Annotated in this window: 18 protein-coding genes and 1 tRNA gene; 9 read left to right on the forward strand and 10 right to left on the reverse strand. The window is 70.2% G+C overall.

Going from position 1 to position 16,675, the window contains the following annotated elements:
* The first annotated feature begins 254 nt into the window (after positions 1–254).
* Both CLT68_RS12275 and CLT68_RS12280 read left to right on the forward strand, forming a co-directional pair.
* A complete protein-coding gene (locus CLT68_RS12275; RefSeq protein ID WP_099850954.1) occupies positions 255–1,523 on the forward strand; it encodes a DUF1800 family protein in 1,269 nt (422 codons plus the stop codon).
* A gap of 163 nt (positions 1,524–1,686) precedes the next feature.
* Entirely contained in the window at positions 1,687–2,802 is a 1,116-nt protein-coding gene (locus CLT68_RS12280; RefSeq protein ID WP_486482150.1) for a DUF1501 domain-containing protein, read from the forward strand.
* 9 nt (positions 2,803–2,811) lie between these two features.
* Here CLT68_RS12280 and CLT68_RS12285 read toward each other — a convergent pair whose 3' ends face one another.
* Both CLT68_RS12285 and CLT68_RS12290 read right to left on the reverse strand, forming a co-directional pair.
* Entirely contained in the window at positions 2,812–4,116 is a 1,305-nt protein-coding gene (locus tag CLT68_RS12285; RefSeq protein WP_199177035.1) for a sugar transferase, read from the reverse strand.
* Positions 4,117–4,425: 309 nt separating this feature from the next.
* Entirely contained in the window at positions 4,426–5,493 is a 1,068-nt protein-coding gene (locus tag CLT68_RS12290; RefSeq protein WP_099850958.1) for an LCP family protein, read from the reverse strand.
* Positions 5,494–5,613: 120 nt separating this feature from the next.
* Between CLT68_RS12290 and CLT68_RS12295 the strand changes: the two genes are divergently transcribed.
* The 3 genes from CLT68_RS12295 to CLT68_RS12305 all read left to right on the forward strand — a co-directional run bounded on the left by CLT68_RS12295 (position 5,614) and on the right by CLT68_RS12305 (position 8,372).
* Positions 5,614–6,447 (forward strand): class I SAM-dependent methyltransferase, encoded by an 834-nt coding sequence (locus CLT68_RS12295; protein ID WP_099850960.1) that lies wholly within the window; start codon positions 5,614–5,616, stop codon positions 6,445–6,447.
* Between the two features lie 4 nt (positions 6,448–6,451).
* On the forward strand, positions 6,452–7,270 hold the full coding sequence (locus tag CLT68_RS12300; RefSeq protein WP_099850961.1) for an MOSC domain-containing protein: 819 nt from the start codon (positions 6,452–6,454) through the stop codon (positions 7,268–7,270).
* Between the two features lie 112 nt (positions 7,271–7,382).
* The gene (locus CLT68_RS12305) at positions 7,383–8,372 is read left to right on the forward strand and encodes an expansin EXLX1 family cellulose-binding protein (protein ID WP_199177036.1); all 990 of its coding nucleotides are present in this window, start codon (positions 7,383–7,385) and stop codon (positions 8,370–8,372) included.
* 4 nt (positions 8,373–8,376) lie between these two features.
* On the opposite strand, the gene CLT68_RS12310 is transcribed toward CLT68_RS12305, so the two are convergent.
* From CLT68_RS12310 to bcp, 4 genes are all read right to left on the reverse strand, one after another.
* Positions 8,377–8,904, reverse strand: a complete 528-nt coding sequence (locus CLT68_RS12310; RefSeq protein WP_099850964.1) for a GNAT family N-acetyltransferase — start codon at positions 8,902–8,904, stop codon at positions 8,377–8,379.
* A gap of 92 nt (positions 8,905–8,996) precedes the next feature.
* Positions 8,997–9,079 (reverse strand) — tRNA-Leu (locus CLT68_RS12315).
* On the reverse strand, positions 9,065–9,958 hold the full coding sequence (locus CLT68_RS32830) for an HNH endonuclease signature motif containing protein (protein ID WP_199177037.1): 894 nt from the start codon (positions 9,956–9,958) through the stop codon (positions 9,065–9,067). Before CLT68_RS32830 ends, CLT68_RS12315 begins: the two co-directional genes overlap by 15 nt.
* A gap of 60 nt (positions 9,959–10,018) precedes the next feature.
* The gene (gene bcp, locus CLT68_RS12325) at positions 10,019–10,495 is read right to left on the reverse strand and encodes a thioredoxin-dependent thiol peroxidase (protein ID WP_099850966.1); all 477 of its coding nucleotides are present in this window, start codon (positions 10,493–10,495) and stop codon (positions 10,019–10,021) included.
* 328 nt (positions 10,496–10,823) lie between these two features.
* On the opposite strand from bcp, the gene CLT68_RS12330 reads away from it, so the two are divergent.
* From CLT68_RS12330 to CLT68_RS12345, 4 genes are read left to right on the forward strand one after another with little or no spacing between them, the layout of a single operon-like run.
* Positions 10,824–11,549 carry an energy-coupling factor ABC transporter permease gene (locus CLT68_RS12330; protein ID WP_099850968.1) on the forward strand — a complete coding sequence of 242 codons (726 nt, stop codon included), beginning with the start codon at positions 10,824–10,826 and terminating at the stop codon, positions 11,547–11,549.
* Complete coding sequence (locus tag CLT68_RS12335) at positions 11,546–12,001, forward strand: PDGLE domain-containing protein (RefSeq protein ID WP_247667226.1); 456 nt, start codon at positions 11,546–11,548, stop codon at positions 11,999–12,001. Before CLT68_RS12330 ends, CLT68_RS12335 begins: the two co-directional genes overlap by 4 nt.
* 16 nt (positions 12,002–12,017) lie before the next feature.
* Positions 12,018–12,788: a cobalt ECF transporter T component CbiQ gene (gene cbiQ / locus CLT68_RS12340; protein WP_099850969.1), complete on the forward strand. Its 771-nt coding sequence runs from the start codon at positions 12,018–12,020 to the stop codon at positions 12,786–12,788.
* Positions 12,785–13,543, forward strand: a complete 759-nt coding sequence (locus CLT68_RS12345) for an energy-coupling factor ABC transporter ATP-binding protein (RefSeq protein WP_099850971.1) — start codon at positions 12,785–12,787, stop codon at positions 13,541–13,543. The genes cbiQ and CLT68_RS12345 overlap by 4 nt, the downstream gene beginning before the upstream one ends.
* Here the strand turns inward: CLT68_RS12345 and CLT68_RS12350 are convergent.
* The 4 genes from CLT68_RS12350 to CLT68_RS12365 are packed head-to-tail and all read right to left on the reverse strand — an operon-like array spanning position 13,527 to position 16,492.
* On the reverse strand, positions 13,527–14,639 hold the full coding sequence (locus CLT68_RS12350; protein ID WP_099850972.1) for a hypothetical protein: 1,113 nt from the start codon (positions 14,637–14,639) through the stop codon (positions 13,527–13,529). The genes CLT68_RS12345 and CLT68_RS12350 overlap by 17 nt on opposite strands.
* Positions 14,636–15,352, reverse strand: a complete 717-nt coding sequence (locus CLT68_RS12355; RefSeq protein ID WP_099850974.1) for a thioredoxin domain-containing protein — start codon at positions 15,350–15,352, stop codon at positions 14,636–14,638. The genes CLT68_RS12350 and CLT68_RS12355 overlap by 4 nt, the downstream gene beginning before the upstream one ends.
* Positions 15,345–15,869: a MauE/DoxX family redox-associated membrane protein gene (locus CLT68_RS12360; RefSeq protein WP_099850976.1), complete on the reverse strand. Its 525-nt coding sequence runs from the start codon at positions 15,867–15,869 to the stop codon at positions 15,345–15,347. Before CLT68_RS12360 ends, CLT68_RS12355 begins: the two co-directional genes overlap by 8 nt.
* Positions 15,870–15,901: 32 nt before the next feature.
* Positions 15,902–16,492 carry a sigma-70 family RNA polymerase sigma factor gene (locus CLT68_RS12365; protein WP_099850977.1) on the reverse strand — a complete coding sequence of 197 codons (591 nt, stop codon included), beginning with the start codon at positions 16,490–16,492 and terminating at the stop codon, positions 15,902–15,904.
* Positions 16,493–16,675 lie beyond the last annotated feature (183 nt).

Here is a 16,675-nt window from a genome sequence, read left to right on the forward strand (position 1 = left end):
CGGGCGGCAGCGAGGGCTGCCCGTCAAGCCCGGGTTAATAGACCTCAACGCCGGCCCTCCTGTCAATGGTGGTCAGACGCGCGGCCGGGCGACTGTCATTGCAGAGCACGAAAGCCCGCACTGTATGTGGGAATTTGGGCGTAGATGGGGGTCCGAGTAACGCGGATGAATTGGCTCTTCGGTCAGTTTGTGTCGACGAGGGACCGGATTCGCCCCGTCTGCGGGGAACACCGGTGCTCCCTTACTGTGGACCCATGACCGACGACATCCTCCTCCTGCTTCGGCGGGCCGGTTTCGGTCCTACCGCGGCGGAGGTAGGTGCCGCGCGTCGGCTGGGTTACGCATCGACATTATCCGGAGTGGTTGCTCCAACCGGCCCGGATGTCGGCGCGACCAGCGCACCGGTGCCCAATCTGGGGCCCGATCCGTTCACGCTCCTGCCTCAGGCCACCGATGCCCAACGGGCCCAGGGTGACCGGCGTCGCACGGAGCAGACCATCTCGCTGGCACGTTGGTGGCTCGACCGGATGACTGTGGCCGACCACCAGGCGGCCGAAAAGCTGGTGTTCTTCTGGCACGGTCACTGGGCGACCTCGGTGGCGAAGGTCCGCAGCCCTCAGCTCATGCTCGGGCAGCTGCGGGCGTTCCGGGAGGCGCGCGACTTCGGTGACCTGGCGCACCGGATGGTGCTCGACCGGGCGCTGGTCTACTGGCTGGACGGGCAGCACAACAAAAAGGCAGCGCCGAACGAGAACCTCGCCCGAGAGCTGTTCGAGTTGTTCATGCTCGGTGTCGGGCAATACACCGAACGAGACATCAAGGAGGCCGGTCGCGCGTTGGCGGGTTGGCGGGTCATCCTTGACCGTGAGACACCGGTTTCCGATCCCCAACACCGCGACACCGGCCGCAAGACGATCCTCGGCACAACGTCGAACTTTGATGCCAACAGCCTTGTCGACCTTCTGCTCCGGCACCCGACCTGTAGGCGGTTCATCGCCTCCCGGCTGTGGTTCCGGTACGCCTCCACCACCCAGCCCATCCCGGAACGCACCCGGGAGGCGATGGCGGCCGCGTTCCCGGCGCCGATGGCGATGCTGAAGGTGCTCTTCGCCGACGAGGCATTCCAGGAGACCCGCGGCACGTTGGTCCAGCAGCCGGTCGAGTGGCTCGTCGGCGCCATGCGTCACCTGGGGCTCCGGCCCGCCGCCATGCCCGACCAGTTGTTTACACAGATCTACTGGGGGATGGAGGCGCTGGGACAGCGGCCGTTCGCCCCGCCCAGTGTCGGCGGCTGGCCGGCAGGTGCGGCCTGGCTCACCTCGGCCGCAGCCCAGGTGCGGCTGACGATCGCCGGAATGCTCGTCGATCTCGTACGGCCCGGCCCTTTGACACCCGAGGCCGTCGCGCACCTGCTCTGTGTCGATCGATGGACCAACCGGACGTACGCGGTGCTGCGCGACGCCCGCAACGACCGATTGAAGCTGACGCTCGGACTGGTCAGCCCCGAGTATCTGGTGACCTGACCAGAGTAGGTGTGTGGACATGGATGCGTTGACTCGACGGCGGTTTCTCATCTCGTCCGGCGTGATCGGCGGCGGGGCCTTGGCCGCTGGCGCGGGCGTGCTGGGCTTCCACGAGCTGCTCAGGACTGCCGAGAAAGCCAAAGCTGGCGATACCGAGGCTGGCTTGCCAACGCTCGTCCTGGTCACCCTCTATGGCGGTAACGACGGCCTCAACACTGTCGTCCCATACGCTGACCCGGCCTATCACAGAGCCCGCCCAGAGCTGGCGTACGCGCCGACGCGGGTGCTTCCGCTCGACCAGACACTGGGTCTCAACCCGATGCTGCCGGGGATGAAGCGACTGTGGGACGCCAAGCAGCTGGCCATCGTTCTCGGTGTCGGCTACCCGAAGCCGGACCGGAGCCACTTCAAGTCGATGGACATCTGGCAGACGGCGTCCCCCGGCACTCCCGCCCCTACCGGCTGGGTGGGGCGGTGGCTTGACGGGACGAAGGCTGCCACCGAGACGGCCGTGAGCTTCGAGCCGGCCCTGCCGCCCATGCTGGTGGGCAAGTCCCGCATCGGCGCCTGCGTGAGCTATCGAGGGCTCAACCTGCCACCGGGCATCTCGCCCGATGTGGTCTCGGCCCTAGGCCAGGTCGAGCCCGGTGAGTCGGAGTTGCAGGCACGGGCCGCAACCGCCTACGCGGATCTCATCACCATGAACCGCGTGGTGATGAAGTCCGCGGGCAGCGGTTCGGACGAGCAGGACCACAGCGGCGAGGGCGTCCCGGCCACCGGAACGGGTGGTGACAACGCGCTTACCACCCAGCTGGCGCTCGTCGCCCGCTGTGTGGAGTCCCAGGTCCCTACCCGCGTCTACTCGGCCAGTCTTGGCGGCTTCGACACCCACGCTGGCGAGCGTGTGTGGCAGGAGACGCTACTGCGGCACCTGGATGAAGCACTGAGCGGCTTCGTGGACCGGATGGGGCGCACCGAGGCCGGCCGCCGGGTCACCGTCGTGGTCTACAGCGAGTTCGGCCGGCGGGTCCGGGCCAACGCCTCCGACGGCACCGACCACGGCACGGCCGGGCCGGTATTCGTACTCGGCCACTCAGTGGCTGGTGGCTTTTATGGAGAGCAGCCGAGCCTGACCGACCTGGACGACGGCGACCTCAAGGCGACAACGGACTTCCGGGATGTCTTCGGCACCGCCCTCGCCCATGTGTTGGCTGGGGACCCGGATCGCTACCTGGGCGGTTACCGGGCCCACCTGCTGCCTCTGCTCAGCTCACGGTGACCGTGGTCGTCAGCGGCCACCGCCCCGGAAGACCTCGGCAACGGTGCGGAGCACGACCTTGCAGTCCAACCAGAGCGACCAGTTTTCGATGTAGTAGTTGTCGAACCGCGCCCGGTCGGAGATCGGCGTGTCACCGCGTAGGCCACTGACCTGCGCGAGCCCGGTGAGGCCCACCGGAACACGGTGCCGCATCGCGTAGTTCGGGTACTCCGCCGAGAACTTCTCCACGAAGTACGGCCGCTCCGGGCGCGGCCCGACCACGCTCATGTCGCCGCGCAGGATGTTCCACAGTTGGGGGAGCTCGTCCAGCGAGGTGCGGCGCATGAACCGACCGATCGGGCCGACCCGCCGGTCGTTCGCGATCGACCAGTTCGTCTGCGACTCGGTCTCGTCGACCGGGCGCATCGACCGGAACTTGACGACGTTGAAGGGCTTCCCGAACCGGCCGATCCGCTCCTGGTAGAAGAAGATTCCCCGCCCGCCGTCAATGAGGGTCGCGATCGCGCACAGCAGCAGCACCGGGCTGAGCAGGAGCAGGGCGAGGCCGGCGAAGACCACGTCGGACGCCCGCTTGATCGCCCAACGCGGACCGGAGAGCGAGATGTCACCGACCTTCACGATGGGGATCGCTCCGATGTGGTCGGGGTATCCGCCCTGCGAGCGGGACCCCCACAGGCGCGGCACCTCCCACAGGTCGCAGCGCGAGCTCTGGGGCAGCAGGAGAGTGTCCATCAGGTCCGACTCCGGGCAGTCGGGGTCGGCGATGACCAGGACCTCACACTTCAGCACCCGGACGAGCTTCTCCAGGTCGTTGAGGCCGCCGAGGAGGGGGAGTGACGCCGGGTCCTGCTGCGCGGTCACATCGACGCAGCCGACGAAGCGCAGCCCGTACTGCGGGTAGCGGCGCAGCAACCGGGCCAGTTCCAGGGCGATCGGGCCGCTGCCGATGATGATGGCGTTGTGCTCCACCCAACGCTGCTTGCGCACCAGGATGGTCAGTGCCCGGCTGAGCGCCCGACCGACGATCACCAGACTCGCGGAGATGGCGACGCCACGCATGAAACCGCCGACGTACTCGACCGAGGAGTGTCGTTCCGCAGCGATGATGGCCACCACCGCGGCGGACGCCAGCAGACGCCCGACGATGCTCGGCAACTCGTCCAGGATGCTCACGTGCCGGCGGGCCTGGTAGAGCCCGCCGGCCGCGAAGATGGCCATGGTGAGCCCGGCGTTCACGAGCGTGCCGCGCCAATAGTTCTGCGAGATCACCAGTGGGAATAGCAGCGCCGCGATGTCGATCGGAACCGTCATCATCCAGGCTCGCAGCAAGCGCGTCCGAGACGACGTCCGGGACCCGGCGTATGGCAGTACCGCCGTGGTTTCCAGGCCCGGCTGAGGTGCCGGCGCGGTCTTCGGCGCCGGCGCGACCGGGCGCTGCGCCGGGCCTGCCTGCTCGCCGGACCATTGAGGTGGTACGTCTGATCGGCTTGCCGTTGAATGACCCGACATGGTCAACCTTTCCCCCGTTAGTCCTTCGGAATTCGCACATCGAGCCGAAGGGCGAAGGAAGGATACGACCAGGTCAGGACGGCCGCTATAGACGAAAGGGCCGATTTCCGCTGGCTACTTTGTCGCGGCTGCAATCTCCCCAACCGCGTCACGGCGAATTGCATCGAAGACACGTTCTGCTTTCGGCTTGTCGACGAGGACGACGCTCTCGCTGCCCATTTGACCGGTGCCCTTCGTGGGGCAGGTGTAGAAGGCGAGCTGGCCGCTGCGCAGGTGTCGCAGCTGAGTTGCCAGGTCCACCAGGGACATCGACTCGTCGACCGCGACGGCGTCGGCGGTGGCCCGGACGAAAGAGTTCAACTTGGTGGGGCTGCCCAGCGTGCCACCGGAGGCGGCCTTGTCCAGGATCGCCTTGATGACCTGCTGCTGGTGCTTGATCCGGGTGAAGTCACCCTCGGCGAACGCATACCGTTCACGGGCGTAGTCCAGTGCCGCGCCGCCGTCCATGGTCTGCCGGCCCGCGACGAACTCCCGCCGGCCGTCCGGGTTCAACGAGTGCTTCGACGTGAAGCCCTTCTCCACGGTGATGTCGATGCCGCCAAGGGCGTCCACGATCTCCTTGAAGCCGGCGAAGTCCACCATCGCCACGTTGTCGATGCGGACGCCGGTGAACTTCTCCAAGGTCTGCACCATGAGCGGAACGCCACCCCACGCGAACGCCGCGTTGATCTTCGCGTCTCGACCACCCCGGCCCTGCGGCGACTCCGGCACACTGACCCAGCTGTCCCGAGGGATCGAGATGAGCTGTGCGCTCTGCCGGTCCTTCGGAAGGTGGGCCAGGATGATCGTGTCGGTCCGGGAGCCGGAGCTGTTCTCCGGATCGCGGGAGTCGCTGCCGAGGATCATGATGTTCAGGGCGCCCTTCGCGACGACCTGGGGCCGGGACTCCTCTGGTACGTCAGCGAAAGCGTCGACCCGTTCGATCCCCGAATTGATCGAACGGAAGTAGAGGCCTCCGGCGACCATGCCACCACCAGCGAGCAACGCAACGACCACGAAGGTAATCAAAACGACCTTTTGCCACCGCGGGCGCTTCTTGCGCGCCTGCTTGGTCGGCTCCGATGGTTGCTGCGCGGCGAGGAACTGGGTCTCGGGCTCCGCGTACTCTTGGCGATACTGCATGCCGCGATGCTACTGATTGCGGGTTACGCGCACGTGCCCCCGCCTGGGCCGTACGGTTTCACATCCTGACCAAAAAAACTTTCCGCCCAGACGTTCGCCCGAACCTGGTATGAAGCAGCGGTGGACGCCACGCAGCTGCGCCGGGCCATCGCCCGTACCCCGCTCGCCCCCGTCGCCGCATTTCCCAAGCGGCTCGCCCGGGTCGCCCGCCACGATGCCAAGGTGCTGCGCATCTCGGCTCGGTGGCTGGTCGCCTCCCGGGAACATCACAACTACACGTACGAGCTGACAAAGCTCAGCCGTCACCACCTGGCCTGGTTCGTCAGCGTGGTCTGCGACATCCCGGTCAAGCAGGTCCGTGGCTACGTCGCCGAAATCGAGTCCGACGACGTGCTGCGGCACCACATCGAGCAGGCCACCGCCACCGCAGCCCGCCGCGGTCTCGCCGACAAACACGTCCACTACGCCCGACGCGTGGGGTGGTACGCGATCGTCCGGGCCACCCGCCCCGCACACGTGGTGGAGACCGGCGTCGACAAGGGACTCGGCACCTGCGTCCTGGCGTCCGCCCTGCTCCGCAACGCGCAGGAGGGCCACCCGGGCCGGGTCACGTCGCTGGACATCAACCCCGAGGCCGGCTACCTGGCCGCCAGCGAGCCCTGGTCGGAGGTCGTCGACCTGGTGATCGGCGACTCGATCGCCTCGATCGGCGCACTGGACCGCCCGGTCGACCTTTTCCTGCACGACAGCGACCACAGTCGCGCCCACGAGAAACGCGAGTTCGACGCCGTCGAGCCCAAGCTCGCCCCCGGCGCCATCCTGCTCACCGACAACGTCACCAGCACCAATGTGCTCGCCGAGCACGCCGAGCGCACCGGACGGCGGTTCCTCGCCTACCGGGAGAGCCCCGCCAACCACTGGTACCCGGGAGACGGCATCGGCGTGGCATGGTGACCGGGTGCGGCTGACCTCGATTCACACGTACCCCGTCAAGGGTTGCCACCGGCTCGACCACGACGGCGCGTTCGTGCAGCCGTGGGGCCTGGCCGGCGACCGACGCTGGATGGTCGTGGACGCCGACGGCGTCGGCGTCACCCAACGCGAGACCACCCGGCTGGTCGGCCTGCGCGCCACAGTGCGCCCCGGGGGTCTGGTGCTGAGCGCCGACGGGCAGCCCGACCTCGACGTGCCCGAACCGGCCGACGGTGCACCGGTCGCGGTGCGCACCTTCCGCAGCCGCAAGCTCCCGGTCCCGGCGCTGCCGGCCGGCGCGGCGGCCGACGACTGGCTCGGCGCGTTGCTCGGCCGACCGGTCCGGCTGGTCTGGCTGGGTCAGCCGACCCGCCACCTGGCCGCCGGGGACCGTGAACACGACACCGGTGACCAGGTCAGCTTCGCCGACGCCTACCCGCTGCTGCTGGCCAACACCGCCTCCCTCGACGCCCTCAACGGCTGGCTCGCCGAGGCGGGGGAGGAACCGGTGCCGATGACCCGGTTCCGACCCAACCTGGTGGTCGACGGGGCGCCGTCCTGGGCCGAGGATGACTGGGCCGGCCGGCCGCTGCACATCGGTGACCTGCGGTTTCGCGCCGCCGGGCCGTGCGACCGGTGCGTGGTGACCACCACGGACCAGGAAACCGGGGTACGCACGAAGGAACCGCTGCGCACTCTCGGCCGACACCGCAACGTCCAGCAGAAGCTCCTCTTCGGACTGCACCTGGTGCCGATCGACAGTGGACCCCTGACGGTGGGAGCCCCGGTCGTCCTCGCGACCTGACGGGCGGGCCCGACCCACGACTGGAACGCGGCGATCACCGTCCGTCAATGCTGTCTTAGCTTTGGCTTAGCCGGCTTGTCCGCCCGCGCCCGGGTCCGGCAGCATCGCCGTCGTGACGGACGAGAGCGCTGTCGACATCACCATCGACCTGGACCATGCTCCCGAGGAGCGGCCCGCGTCGTCGTCCCGCCCGGTGCCCTGGCTGGTGGCGACCGGCGTCACCGTTCTCGCGGCGGCGCTCGGCCTCACCCTGACCCTGCGGTCCGGCTCCGCCCCGGCCTGCGCCGCCGCCCTGCCGCTCGCCGCCGCGCCACCCACCGGCAACGCCACACACAGCGGCAAGGCCACCTTCTACGACTCGAAGGGTGCCGGCGGCAACTGCTCGAACCCCGCCGCCCCGGCCAACCGGCTCTACGTGGCGCTCGGCCCGAGCGAATACTCCGCGGCTGCCGCCTGCGGCGGATTCCTCGACGTGACCGGCCCGAAGGGCACCGTTCGAGTGCTGATCATGGACCAGTGCCCGGAGTGCGCGCCCGGGCACCTCGATCTGTCCCGCGAGGCGTTCGCCCGGATCGCCGACCCGGTCCAGGGCCTCGTCCCCGTCACCTACCGCGCCGTGGTCAACCCGCCGCTGCCCGGACCGCTCACCTTCCGGATGAAGGAGGGCGCGTCGCAGTGGTGGTTCGCCCTCCGGGTCGGGAACCACGGCAACCCGCTGCGGTCCGTCGAGGTCCGGCAGGGCGACAGTGGTGTGTGGCAGTCGGCCGGCCGGCAGGACTACAACTACTGGCTGATCGACTCCGGCGCCGGGCCCGGCCCGTTCAGCATCCGCGTCAGCGACGTCTACGGAAACCGGGCCACCGTCGGCGGCGTCCGCCTGGCACCCGGTCAGGTGCAGAACAGCGTGGTCCGGATGTACGGGCGCGGCGCCGTGGCGGCCACTCCGCGCGCCTCCACATCGGTCCGGCCGCCCGGCAGTCGACCCGCTGTCACGCCGACCCCGGCCCGCCGTCCGGTCGAGGTGGCGAAGGCGAGCGCACCAACCACCGGTACGCCGACCACCCAGCCGGCCGGAGCGGACGCCCGTTGGTGCGCGGGCTGACCGCTCAGTCGACCGGCGTCAGGTCGAGCCACATCAGGATCTCGTCGCGGTCGTCACCGGGCGCCACCCGCAACGCGCGGGGCAGTCGGCCGATCTCCCGATAACCGAGACGGGCGTAGAACGTGTCCAACCCCAAGCCGTCGCGCACAGTGACGTGCAACGCCTCGTGGCCGAACTCCCGCCCCAACCGGGCCGCCTCGATCATCAGCGCGGCGCCGTAGCCGGCGCCCTGATTGTCCGGGTGGACCATCACCCGCTTCAACACACACCAGTGCGCCTTGAGCGGGAAACGGTTGTCACTGAAGATCAGTACTGCAACCAGCCGGTCTCCGGAGTAGCCGACCAGCAGCCGGTCCGGACCGTCGGCGATACCGGCGAAGGTCGGGTCGGCGAGGACGTGAACGTCAGCGGCGGTGACCGGCGGCACGAAACCGACGGCGCCGCCGGCGTTGCTGACGTCCGCCCAGAGGTCGACGATCTCGGCGCGCAACTGCGGGGTCAGGTCGGGGTCGAGGACGAAGTGCAGACTCACGCCCGCCATCCTGACCCGCTGACCAGGCCCGCGACCCACGACAGTGACGCGCCCGACAATCGCGCTCTGGTGCGGGGGTGTGTGTCGACCTGTGCGGGAGAGGGGATTCGAACCCCCACATCCTTCCGGATACAGGTTCCTAAGACCTGCGCGGCTGCCGTTACGCCACTCCCGCCAACGCCCTGAGTCTAGAGCGTCTGGCGTCGACGGTGTTGAGCCCGGCCTCCCTGAGGATGGTCGAGACCGTGCCATGACTCACCCTGCATGCTCGGCCCGGCAGATTGCGGAGGATCCCCGACAGCCGCTTCGGTCCAACATCCGGATGCGCCAGCGCCTGTTCTATCACCACGTCGCGATGAGCCCTCGAACGCCACCTGCGGTCCGGACGTGGCCTCAACACTCCGTCCTGCTCGAGCTTCCGCCGAACCTTGTGCAGATAGGCCGGGGACCAGTCCAACTGCCGTGCCGCCTCCAAGGCCGTCACCTGCTGCGCGTCGACCTGACCGAACAGGTTGACGAGATCCTCCCGCGTTGCTGGTCGGCGACCGGATCCGGCAGTCTCGTGCGAGCGCTCCTGATCACCGGGCGCCGGGTGCACGGGAACGGTGGGGATACGAGCCCGGTTCCGCCGGCCGGCGTAGGTGGAGGTCTGACTGTGGCAGTTGGGACAGAGGAGCCGCAGGTTCGGTGGCCGGTTGTCGAGGAAGTCCCCGTTGATGTGGTCGACGTGCAGGATGAGTGGACCGCCTCGCCACACCGGCCCTATCCCGCACCCCTCGCACTCCTGCGGCACGCCGAGTGTGCCCAGCGCCCACTTCAATCGCACGCCGGGCGTCCGACGGGAACCCTCGGGCAGCACGACCAGAAGCTGTGCTGAAGTGGTGCGCCGTTCACCTCGCCGACCCTTGTGCGCGCTGCCGGTGAAGTGCGACGTGTCGATGCCGAATCTCTTGAGCTGCCGACTGATGTGCGCGTGCGAGCCACCGCTGACGCGAACGCCGAGCAGCCGCATCACCTCGGTGATGTTGCGCGCGGCGGCGGCAGCGGCGGCCAACGCTTCGGGCGTGTATTTGTATCGAACCACTGACGGAACGTAGCGGCCCGGTACGACAGATCAGTCCAGGCCGAGGTCGCGGCGGAGCTTGGCGACGTGGCCGGTGGCCTTGACGTTGTAGAGCGCGCGCTCGATCTTGCCGTCGGCGTCGATCACGAACGTCGAGCGGATCACGCCGGTGACGGTCTTGCCGTAGAGCTGCTTCTCGCCGTACGCGCCGTAGGCGGTCAGCACCGTCTTGTCCGGGTCGGACACCAGCGGGAAGGTGATCGCGTCGCGCTCGCGGAACTTCGCCAGCTTTTCCGGCTTGTCCGGGGAGATGCCGACGACCTCGTAGCCGGCGGCCTGGAGCGAGGCGAGCGAGTCGCGGAAGTCGCAGGCCTGCTTGGTGCAGCCGGGGGTCATCGCCGACGGGTAGGCGTACAGGACGACCTTGCGGCCTCGCAGGTCGGCGAGGGAGAGTTGGTCGCCGGTGTCGGTGGCGAGGGTGAACTCGGGGGCGGGGTCACCGGCGGAGAGACGGTCGGGCGCGGTCATGGCCCGACGATACCGCTGGGTTGGCCGGTGCCGTCGTCGGCGAGCCGCGCGGGTCCGCGCCGGCGGGTGAAGATCGACTCGTGGTTCTGGAAACCGGGGCATCCCCGACCCGCGGACACCCCGACATCAAGAAAGGCGAGTCGATCACCAGGCGGATGCCCCGACATTCGCGGAAGGCGAGTCGATCACCCGGGAAGGGCCGACGCCGCACCTGACCTGGAAGGTGATCAAGCTCATCCGTTGTTGCAAGACTCTGGCAACAACGAGGTTTGGGAAATAGGCTGACCCACGCCGGCCCGGTCTGGGCTGCGGACGCGTGGGAGGTCGCGTGGAAACACTGGCGATGCACATCTCGAACGGGATCATCGACGGGCCGGTTGCAGCCATCTTCGCTGCGCTGGCCCTTGCCGCGCTCACCGTCTGCGTCCTGCGCGGTCGGCGCGACCTGGATGACCGACTGGCTCCGATGGCGGGCCTGGTGGCGGCGTTCATCTTCGCCGTCCAGATGCTCAACTTCCCGATCTTCACGGCCGGCGTGAGCGGCCACCTGCTCGGTGGCGCGCTCGCCGCCATGCTGGTCGGTCCGTGGGTCGGCGCGCTCTGCGTGGCCGTGGTGCTGGTGGTGCAGGCACTGATCTTCGGTGACGGCGGCGTGGCGATGCTCGGCCTCAACATCACGAACATGGCGCTGCTCGGCACCGCCGCGGCGTACGTGCTGATCGCGGTGCTGCTGCGGGTGCTGCCCCGTACGCGGGCCGGTCTGGCCGTGACCGCGTTCGTCGCCGCCACGCTCAGCGTGGTGGTCGCGTCGCAGGGCTTCGTCCTGCAGTACTGGCTGGGCGGCACCACCGACCTGGGTAACAACCTGACCGGCCTGGCCGGCACGATGGCGGGCGTCCACCTGCTGATCGGCATCGGCGAGGGCCTGATCACCGCGACCACAGTGCTCACCGTCGCGAAGGTGCGCCCCGACCTGGTGTACGCGCTGCGCTCCCTGCGCACGCCCGCCGCCCCTGCCGCCCCCGCTGTCCCGGTCACCGGAGGTGCCCGATGAAGAACCGTTCCTGGGCCTTCCTGGCCGGTGGCCTGCTGGTCGCCCTGCTGCTCGCCGGTGTGGTGAGCAACTACGCCTCGTCCCACCCGGACGGGCTGGACTCGTCCCTGCTCAAGGGTTGCACCGTGGACGCCGACGACAACATCGTCGGCGGCAGTTGCCCCGCCCAGCAGGCCCGTGACCACGAGCTGGCCGACAGCCCGCTGGCCGACTACGGCGTGCGTGGCGTGCGGAACAGCTTCGTCTCCACCGGCCTCTCCGGGGTGCTCGGGGTGCTGGTGACCTTCGCGATCGGCGCTGGCGGCTTCTGGCTGCTGCGCCGCCGGGGCACGACCCCGACCGACGGCACGACGCCCACCGACGGCACAACGCCCACCGACGGCACCAACCCGACCGACGGTGACCCCGCGACGTCCGACGACGTCCGGCGCCGCGCCGACGCGGCCAGCTGAGCAGAGGTACGCGCATATGGGTGCCGGTCACGGGCACGTGCTGTACCGCGAGTCGGACTCGCCGGTGCACCGGCTCCCGCCCGAGGTGAAGATCGTGGCGATGGTGGTCTTCACCATCGCCGTGGTGGCCACCCCGCGTACGGCGTTCTGGGCCTTCGGCGCGTACGCCCTGCTGGTGGCGGTGGTGGCGGCGCTGGCCCGGGTGGGGCCGCGGTGGTTGCTGAGCCGGGCGCTGATCGAGCTGCCGTTCGTGCTGTTCGCGGTGGCGCTGCCGTTCCTCGGCAGCGGCGACCGGGTCGAGGTGCTGGGCCTGCGGCTGTCCGAGGACGGCCTGCACGGCGCGTGGAACATCGTGGCCAAGGGCACCCTGGGCGTGCTCGCCTCGCTGTTGCTCGCCGCGACCACCACCACCCGGGACCTGATCGTGGGGCTGGACCGGCTGCACTGCCCGCAGGTGTTCACCCAGATCGCCACGTTCATGCTGCGCTACCTCGACGTGCTGATCGGCGAGGCGCGGCGGATGCGGGTGGCCCGGATCTCCAGGGGTGACGACCCGCGTTTCCTGTGGCAGTTGCGCGGCTTCGCCGCCGGGATCGGGGCGCTGTTCCTGCGCGCCTTCGAGCGGGGCGAGCGGGTCTACCTGGCGATGCTGTCGCGGGGCTACACCGGGCGGATGCCCGCCGTGTGGCAGAGCGAGGGCGCGGCGACCACCGGCCAGTGGCTGGTCGCGGCCACAGTGCCGGTGGTGGCGGCCTCCATCGCCGCCACCGCCGTCGTGCTGTCATGATCGGTGTCGTGCAGACCGCTGTCTCGCTGGACGTTCGTGGCGTTCGCTACGCGTACCCGGATGGGCATGTCGCCCTGCACGGGGTGGACCTGAGTGTGCCGCGCGGCGATCGGGTGGCGCTGCTCGGGCCCAACGGGGCCGGCAAGACGACGCTGGTGCTGCATCTCAACGGCATCCTCACCCCGACCGAGGGCAGCGTGAGCGTCGGCGGGCTGACCGTGACGCCGGATCGGGCCACCCTGGGCGAGGTGCGTCGCCGGGTGGGCATCGTCTTCCAGGACCCGGACGACCAGTTGTTCCTGCCCACGGTGGCGGAGGACGTGGCGTTCGGGCCGGCGAACCTGGGCCTGCGCGGGGCGGAGTTGGCCGCCCGGGTGGACGAGGCTCTCGCGGCGGTGGGGATGAGTGAGCACCGGGAGCGGGCCCCGCAGCATCTGTCGTTCGGGCAGCGCCGACGGGTGGCGGTGGCCACCGTGCTCGCCATGCACCCGGAGATCCTGGTGCTCGACGAGCCGTCGTCGAATCTGGACCCGGCGGCCCGCCGTGAGCTGGCCGAGATTCTGCGCGACCTGCCGGTGACCCTGCTGATGGTCACGCACGACCTGCCGTACGCGGCGGAGCTGTGCGAACGCTCGGTGATCCTGGACGGTGGCCGGATCGTCGCTGACGCCCCCACCGGAGACCTGCTGCGTGACGAGGCCCTGCTGGCCCGCCACCGCCTGGAACTTCCCTACGGTTTCACCCCGCGGCCGTAGCTCCGCGTTCGGCGTCGTCGGCCCGTGGTGCTGCGGTGGCGGCCCGGGAGGCGGCGTGCAGGCGGAGGACTCCTGCGGCTGTCGCGCCGGCCCCGGTGATCAGCACCACCGCCACCATGACGCGGGCGACCTCGGGCGACCAGGGCACCGGGGCGATGGACCGGGCGAACACGGCGGCGTTCGCCGCGCCGCCGAAGAGCGCCAGGCAGGCCCCGGCCAGCGCCACAGCGAAGTCGGCGGCCGGGCGGCGGGCCAGCGCGTACCAACCGGCGGCGACCGCGCCGAGGCCGGTGAGCAGCGACCAGATCTGCCCGGACAGCAGCCCGACCAGCACTCCGCCGACACCCTGCGCGCCCGCGTCCAGTTCCCGGCCCACCGGGTACACGACGGTCAGTGCGCCGCCGACGACCAGCAACGCGCCGACGGCGGACAGCGCGCGGGCGCCGGCCGGGGCGGCGGCGGCGACCAGGCCGAGCGCGCCCACCGCGAGCAGGCCCACGATGGTCACCGTCCACCAGGTGTACGCGTCCGGCGGCGGCACCCAGTCGAGCGTGCCACCGATGACCATCGGGTCGGCGCCGTCGCGCAGTGGGACGGTCCAGTCGCGGACCCGGTGCTCCCGGTCCGGCGCGGCGCGTACCGCCTCCGGTGGCACCGACTCCTGCCACAGTGCGCGCTGGTCGTGCCAGCGCGCCGTCGGCCCGTCGTCGATCCGCCGCCAGTTCGGCGGGGCGGCCGGGTCGGCCTCGGCCGGGAGCGCGGTGTCCCCGGTGATGGTGCGGTTCAGGTACGTGGCGGGGGAGCGGCTGTTCTCGAAGATCCCGTCCGGGCCGACCCGCAGGTACGGCTCGCCGGAGTAGCCGATCACCTCGACGGTGCGGCCGGTGCGGTTGGTCAGCTCCAGTCGGGCGCCCGCCTCGACGACGCGCACCTCCAGCCCTGGCCGTGCCGGTGCGACCCCGGTGGTCCGGGTGCGGTAGTCGGTGCCGTCGGGTGCGTCCGCGCCGTGCGCGGCGGCGGGTGCCGCGGTGAGCAGGGTGGCCGCGCAGGCTGCGGTGGCGACCAGGCCGGCCCGGGTCAGCAGGGTACGGATCACTTGCCGGCCGCCGCCACGGCTGCGGTGAGAGCGTCCGGGGTGGGGTTGTCGACCGACTTGCCGTTGACCTTGACGGTCGGCGTGCCGGTGACGTTGCTCCGGCTGGCGTCGTCGGTGACGTGTTCGGTCCACGTCCGGTAGGTCTTGTCCTTCACGCAGGTGCCGAAGGAGCCCCGGTCGAGGCCCACGCCGACACCGATGTCGATCAGCTGGTCGTCGGTGAGCCCGGCGCTGCCCTCCGGCGGCTGCTGGGCGAACAGTGCCTTGGCGTACTCGTGGTACTTGCCACCCGCCGCGGCGCAGCCGGAGGCGGCCGACGACCGGGTCGAGTATTCGGTGGTGGAGAAGCGGTTCAGGTACGCGACGGGGTGGTAGACCACCTTCGCCTTGTTCTCGGCCACCAACTGTTCGAGCGTCGCCCCGCTGGTCTGCTCGAACTGTTTGCAGGCCGGGCAGAGGAAGTCCTCGTAGACGTCGACGGTGACCGGCCCGCCGCCGGTGACGATGCCGGTGCCGGCCGCGTTGGCGCCGGGCGGGGTGGTGAACTCGTCGGAGCGCTGGCTGGACCAGGCGGCCCAGCCGATGACACCGGCGATGACCAGGACGACGACGGCCCCGGCCGAGACCCAGATCGTGCGCCTGCGCCGCCGCTCGCGGGCGAGTTGCTCGCGGACCACCCGGGCGGCGTCCCGCTGCCCCTTGCGACTACTCATCCTCGTCCTCCACAACGGGCTCGCCGGACAACCATCCGTCCACCGAGACGGGCGTACGTGGCCAGATCAGCAGAAATCCGGCCAGTACCAAGAATCCCAGGTCCCGAAGGATCTCCGGGAGGTAACTGGGGGCCTGTCCCTCGGCCAACTGCCCACCGCTGCCGAAGCAGCCGCAGTCGATGGCCAGTCCCCGCGCCCAGGCCGAGGCGATCCCCGCGATGAAGACCACCAGGAGTGCGGCGGACACCCCGGCGCCGAGCCGGGTTGCCAGCCCGAGCAGCAACAGCACGCCCAACGCCAGCTCGACGAAGGGCAGGGCCGCGCCGATCACGCTCGCCACGTCGTACGGCATCACCTGGTACGCGTTGACGGCACGCCCGGAGGCGGCCAGGTCGCCGACCTTCGACGCGCCGGCCACGAGCCAGACGGCGGCGAGGCCGAGCCGGGCCGCCGTGCCGAGCCAGGGCCGGACGACAGGCCAACGGCCAGCCCCGGAGGGAGGTGCAGTCACGCTCATTTGTCGTCCCGTCTCCGCCGTAAGTTCCGCGCTCAGCCGGTCAGCGCGTCGCCGGCCGCCTCGACCAGGTCGTCGCGGGCCCGGGCGACCCGGGAACGGATGGTGCCCACCGGCACCCCTTCAACTGCGGCGGCCTCGGCGTACGACAGGCCGAGCAACTGGGTGAGCACGAAGGCGGCACGCCGCTCGGCACTGAGCCGGCGGACCAGGTCGGTGGCCCCGAGCTGGCCGGCCGGGTCCGGATAGGGGCGGTCGGTGTACGCGTTCGCCGCCAGGCGCTCGTCCAGCCGCCGACGGCGGATCACCGTGCGCAGGTGGTCGGCGCAGGCCCGCCGGGCGATGCCGAGCAACCAGGTGCGGGCGCTGGAGCGACCCTCGAACGCGGGCAACGCCCGAAACGCGCGCAGGTACGTCTCCTGGGTCAGGTCGTCGGCGCTGTCCGGGTCGACCAGGGCGGCGGCGAACCGCCAGACCTCGACCTGGGTCAGCCGGACGAACGCCGCCTGGGCGCTCGGGTCACCGTCGCGGGCGATCAGCGCCCACTCGGTGGCCGGGTCCCGGGCGACGTCGCCGGCCGGCTCTGCCGGACCGGCGGCACCGGTGTCACGCGGGACGGGGATCACGACAAACCAGGTTACGCGGCGCCCGTCGCAGCGTCAGGGTCCTTCGGCCCTTGGATGTTCTGCACCACGTCGGGAACTTTTTCCCAACGCGAGCCGACTACCTGCTCATGACACGCGATCCCTCCCGCGCGGCACTGGCGGCTGAGCAGAGTTGAGCCCTTCGCCCGACTCGGGTCGCCGAGA

The organism is Micromonospora sp. CNZ299, assembly GCF_002754415.1.

Excerpts from the sequence above, each read along its gene's own strand:
- bcp (WP_099850966.1), bottom strand. The coding sequence starts at position 10,495 with ATGACCGCGCCCGACCGTCTCTCCGCCGGTGACCCCGCCCCCGAGTTC.
- CLT68_RS12355 (WP_099850974.1), bottom strand. The coding sequence starts at position 15,352 with ATGAGTAGTCGCAAGGGGCAGCGGGACGCCGCCCGGGTGGTCCGCGAG.
- CLT68_RS12275 (WP_099850954.1), top strand. The coding sequence starts at position 255 with ATGACCGACGACATCCTCCTCCTGCTTCGGCGGGCCGGTTTCGGTCCT.
- cbiQ (WP_099850969.1), top strand. The coding sequence starts at position 12,018 with ATGGGTGCCGGTCACGGGCACGTGCTGTACCGCGAGTCGGACTCGCCG.
- CLT68_RS12335 (WP_247667226.1), top strand. The coding sequence starts at position 11,546 with ATGAAGAACCGTTCCTGGGCCTTCCTGGCCGGTGGCCTGCTGGTCGCC.
- CLT68_RS12290 (WP_099850958.1), bottom strand. The coding sequence starts at position 5,493 with ATGCAGTATCGCCAAGAGTACGCGGAGCCCGAGACCCAGTTCCTCGCC.
- CLT68_RS12285 (WP_199177035.1), bottom strand. The coding sequence starts at position 4,116 with ATGATGACGGTTCCGATCGACATCGCGGCGCTGCTATTCCCACTGGTG.
- CLT68_RS12345 (WP_099850971.1), top strand. The coding sequence starts at position 12,785 with ATGATCGGTGTCGTGCAGACCGCTGTCTCGCTGGACGTTCGTGGCGTT.
- CLT68_RS12360 (WP_099850976.1), bottom strand. The coding sequence starts at position 15,869 with ATGAGCGTGACTGCACCTCCCTCCGGGGCTGGCCGTTGGCCTGTCGTC.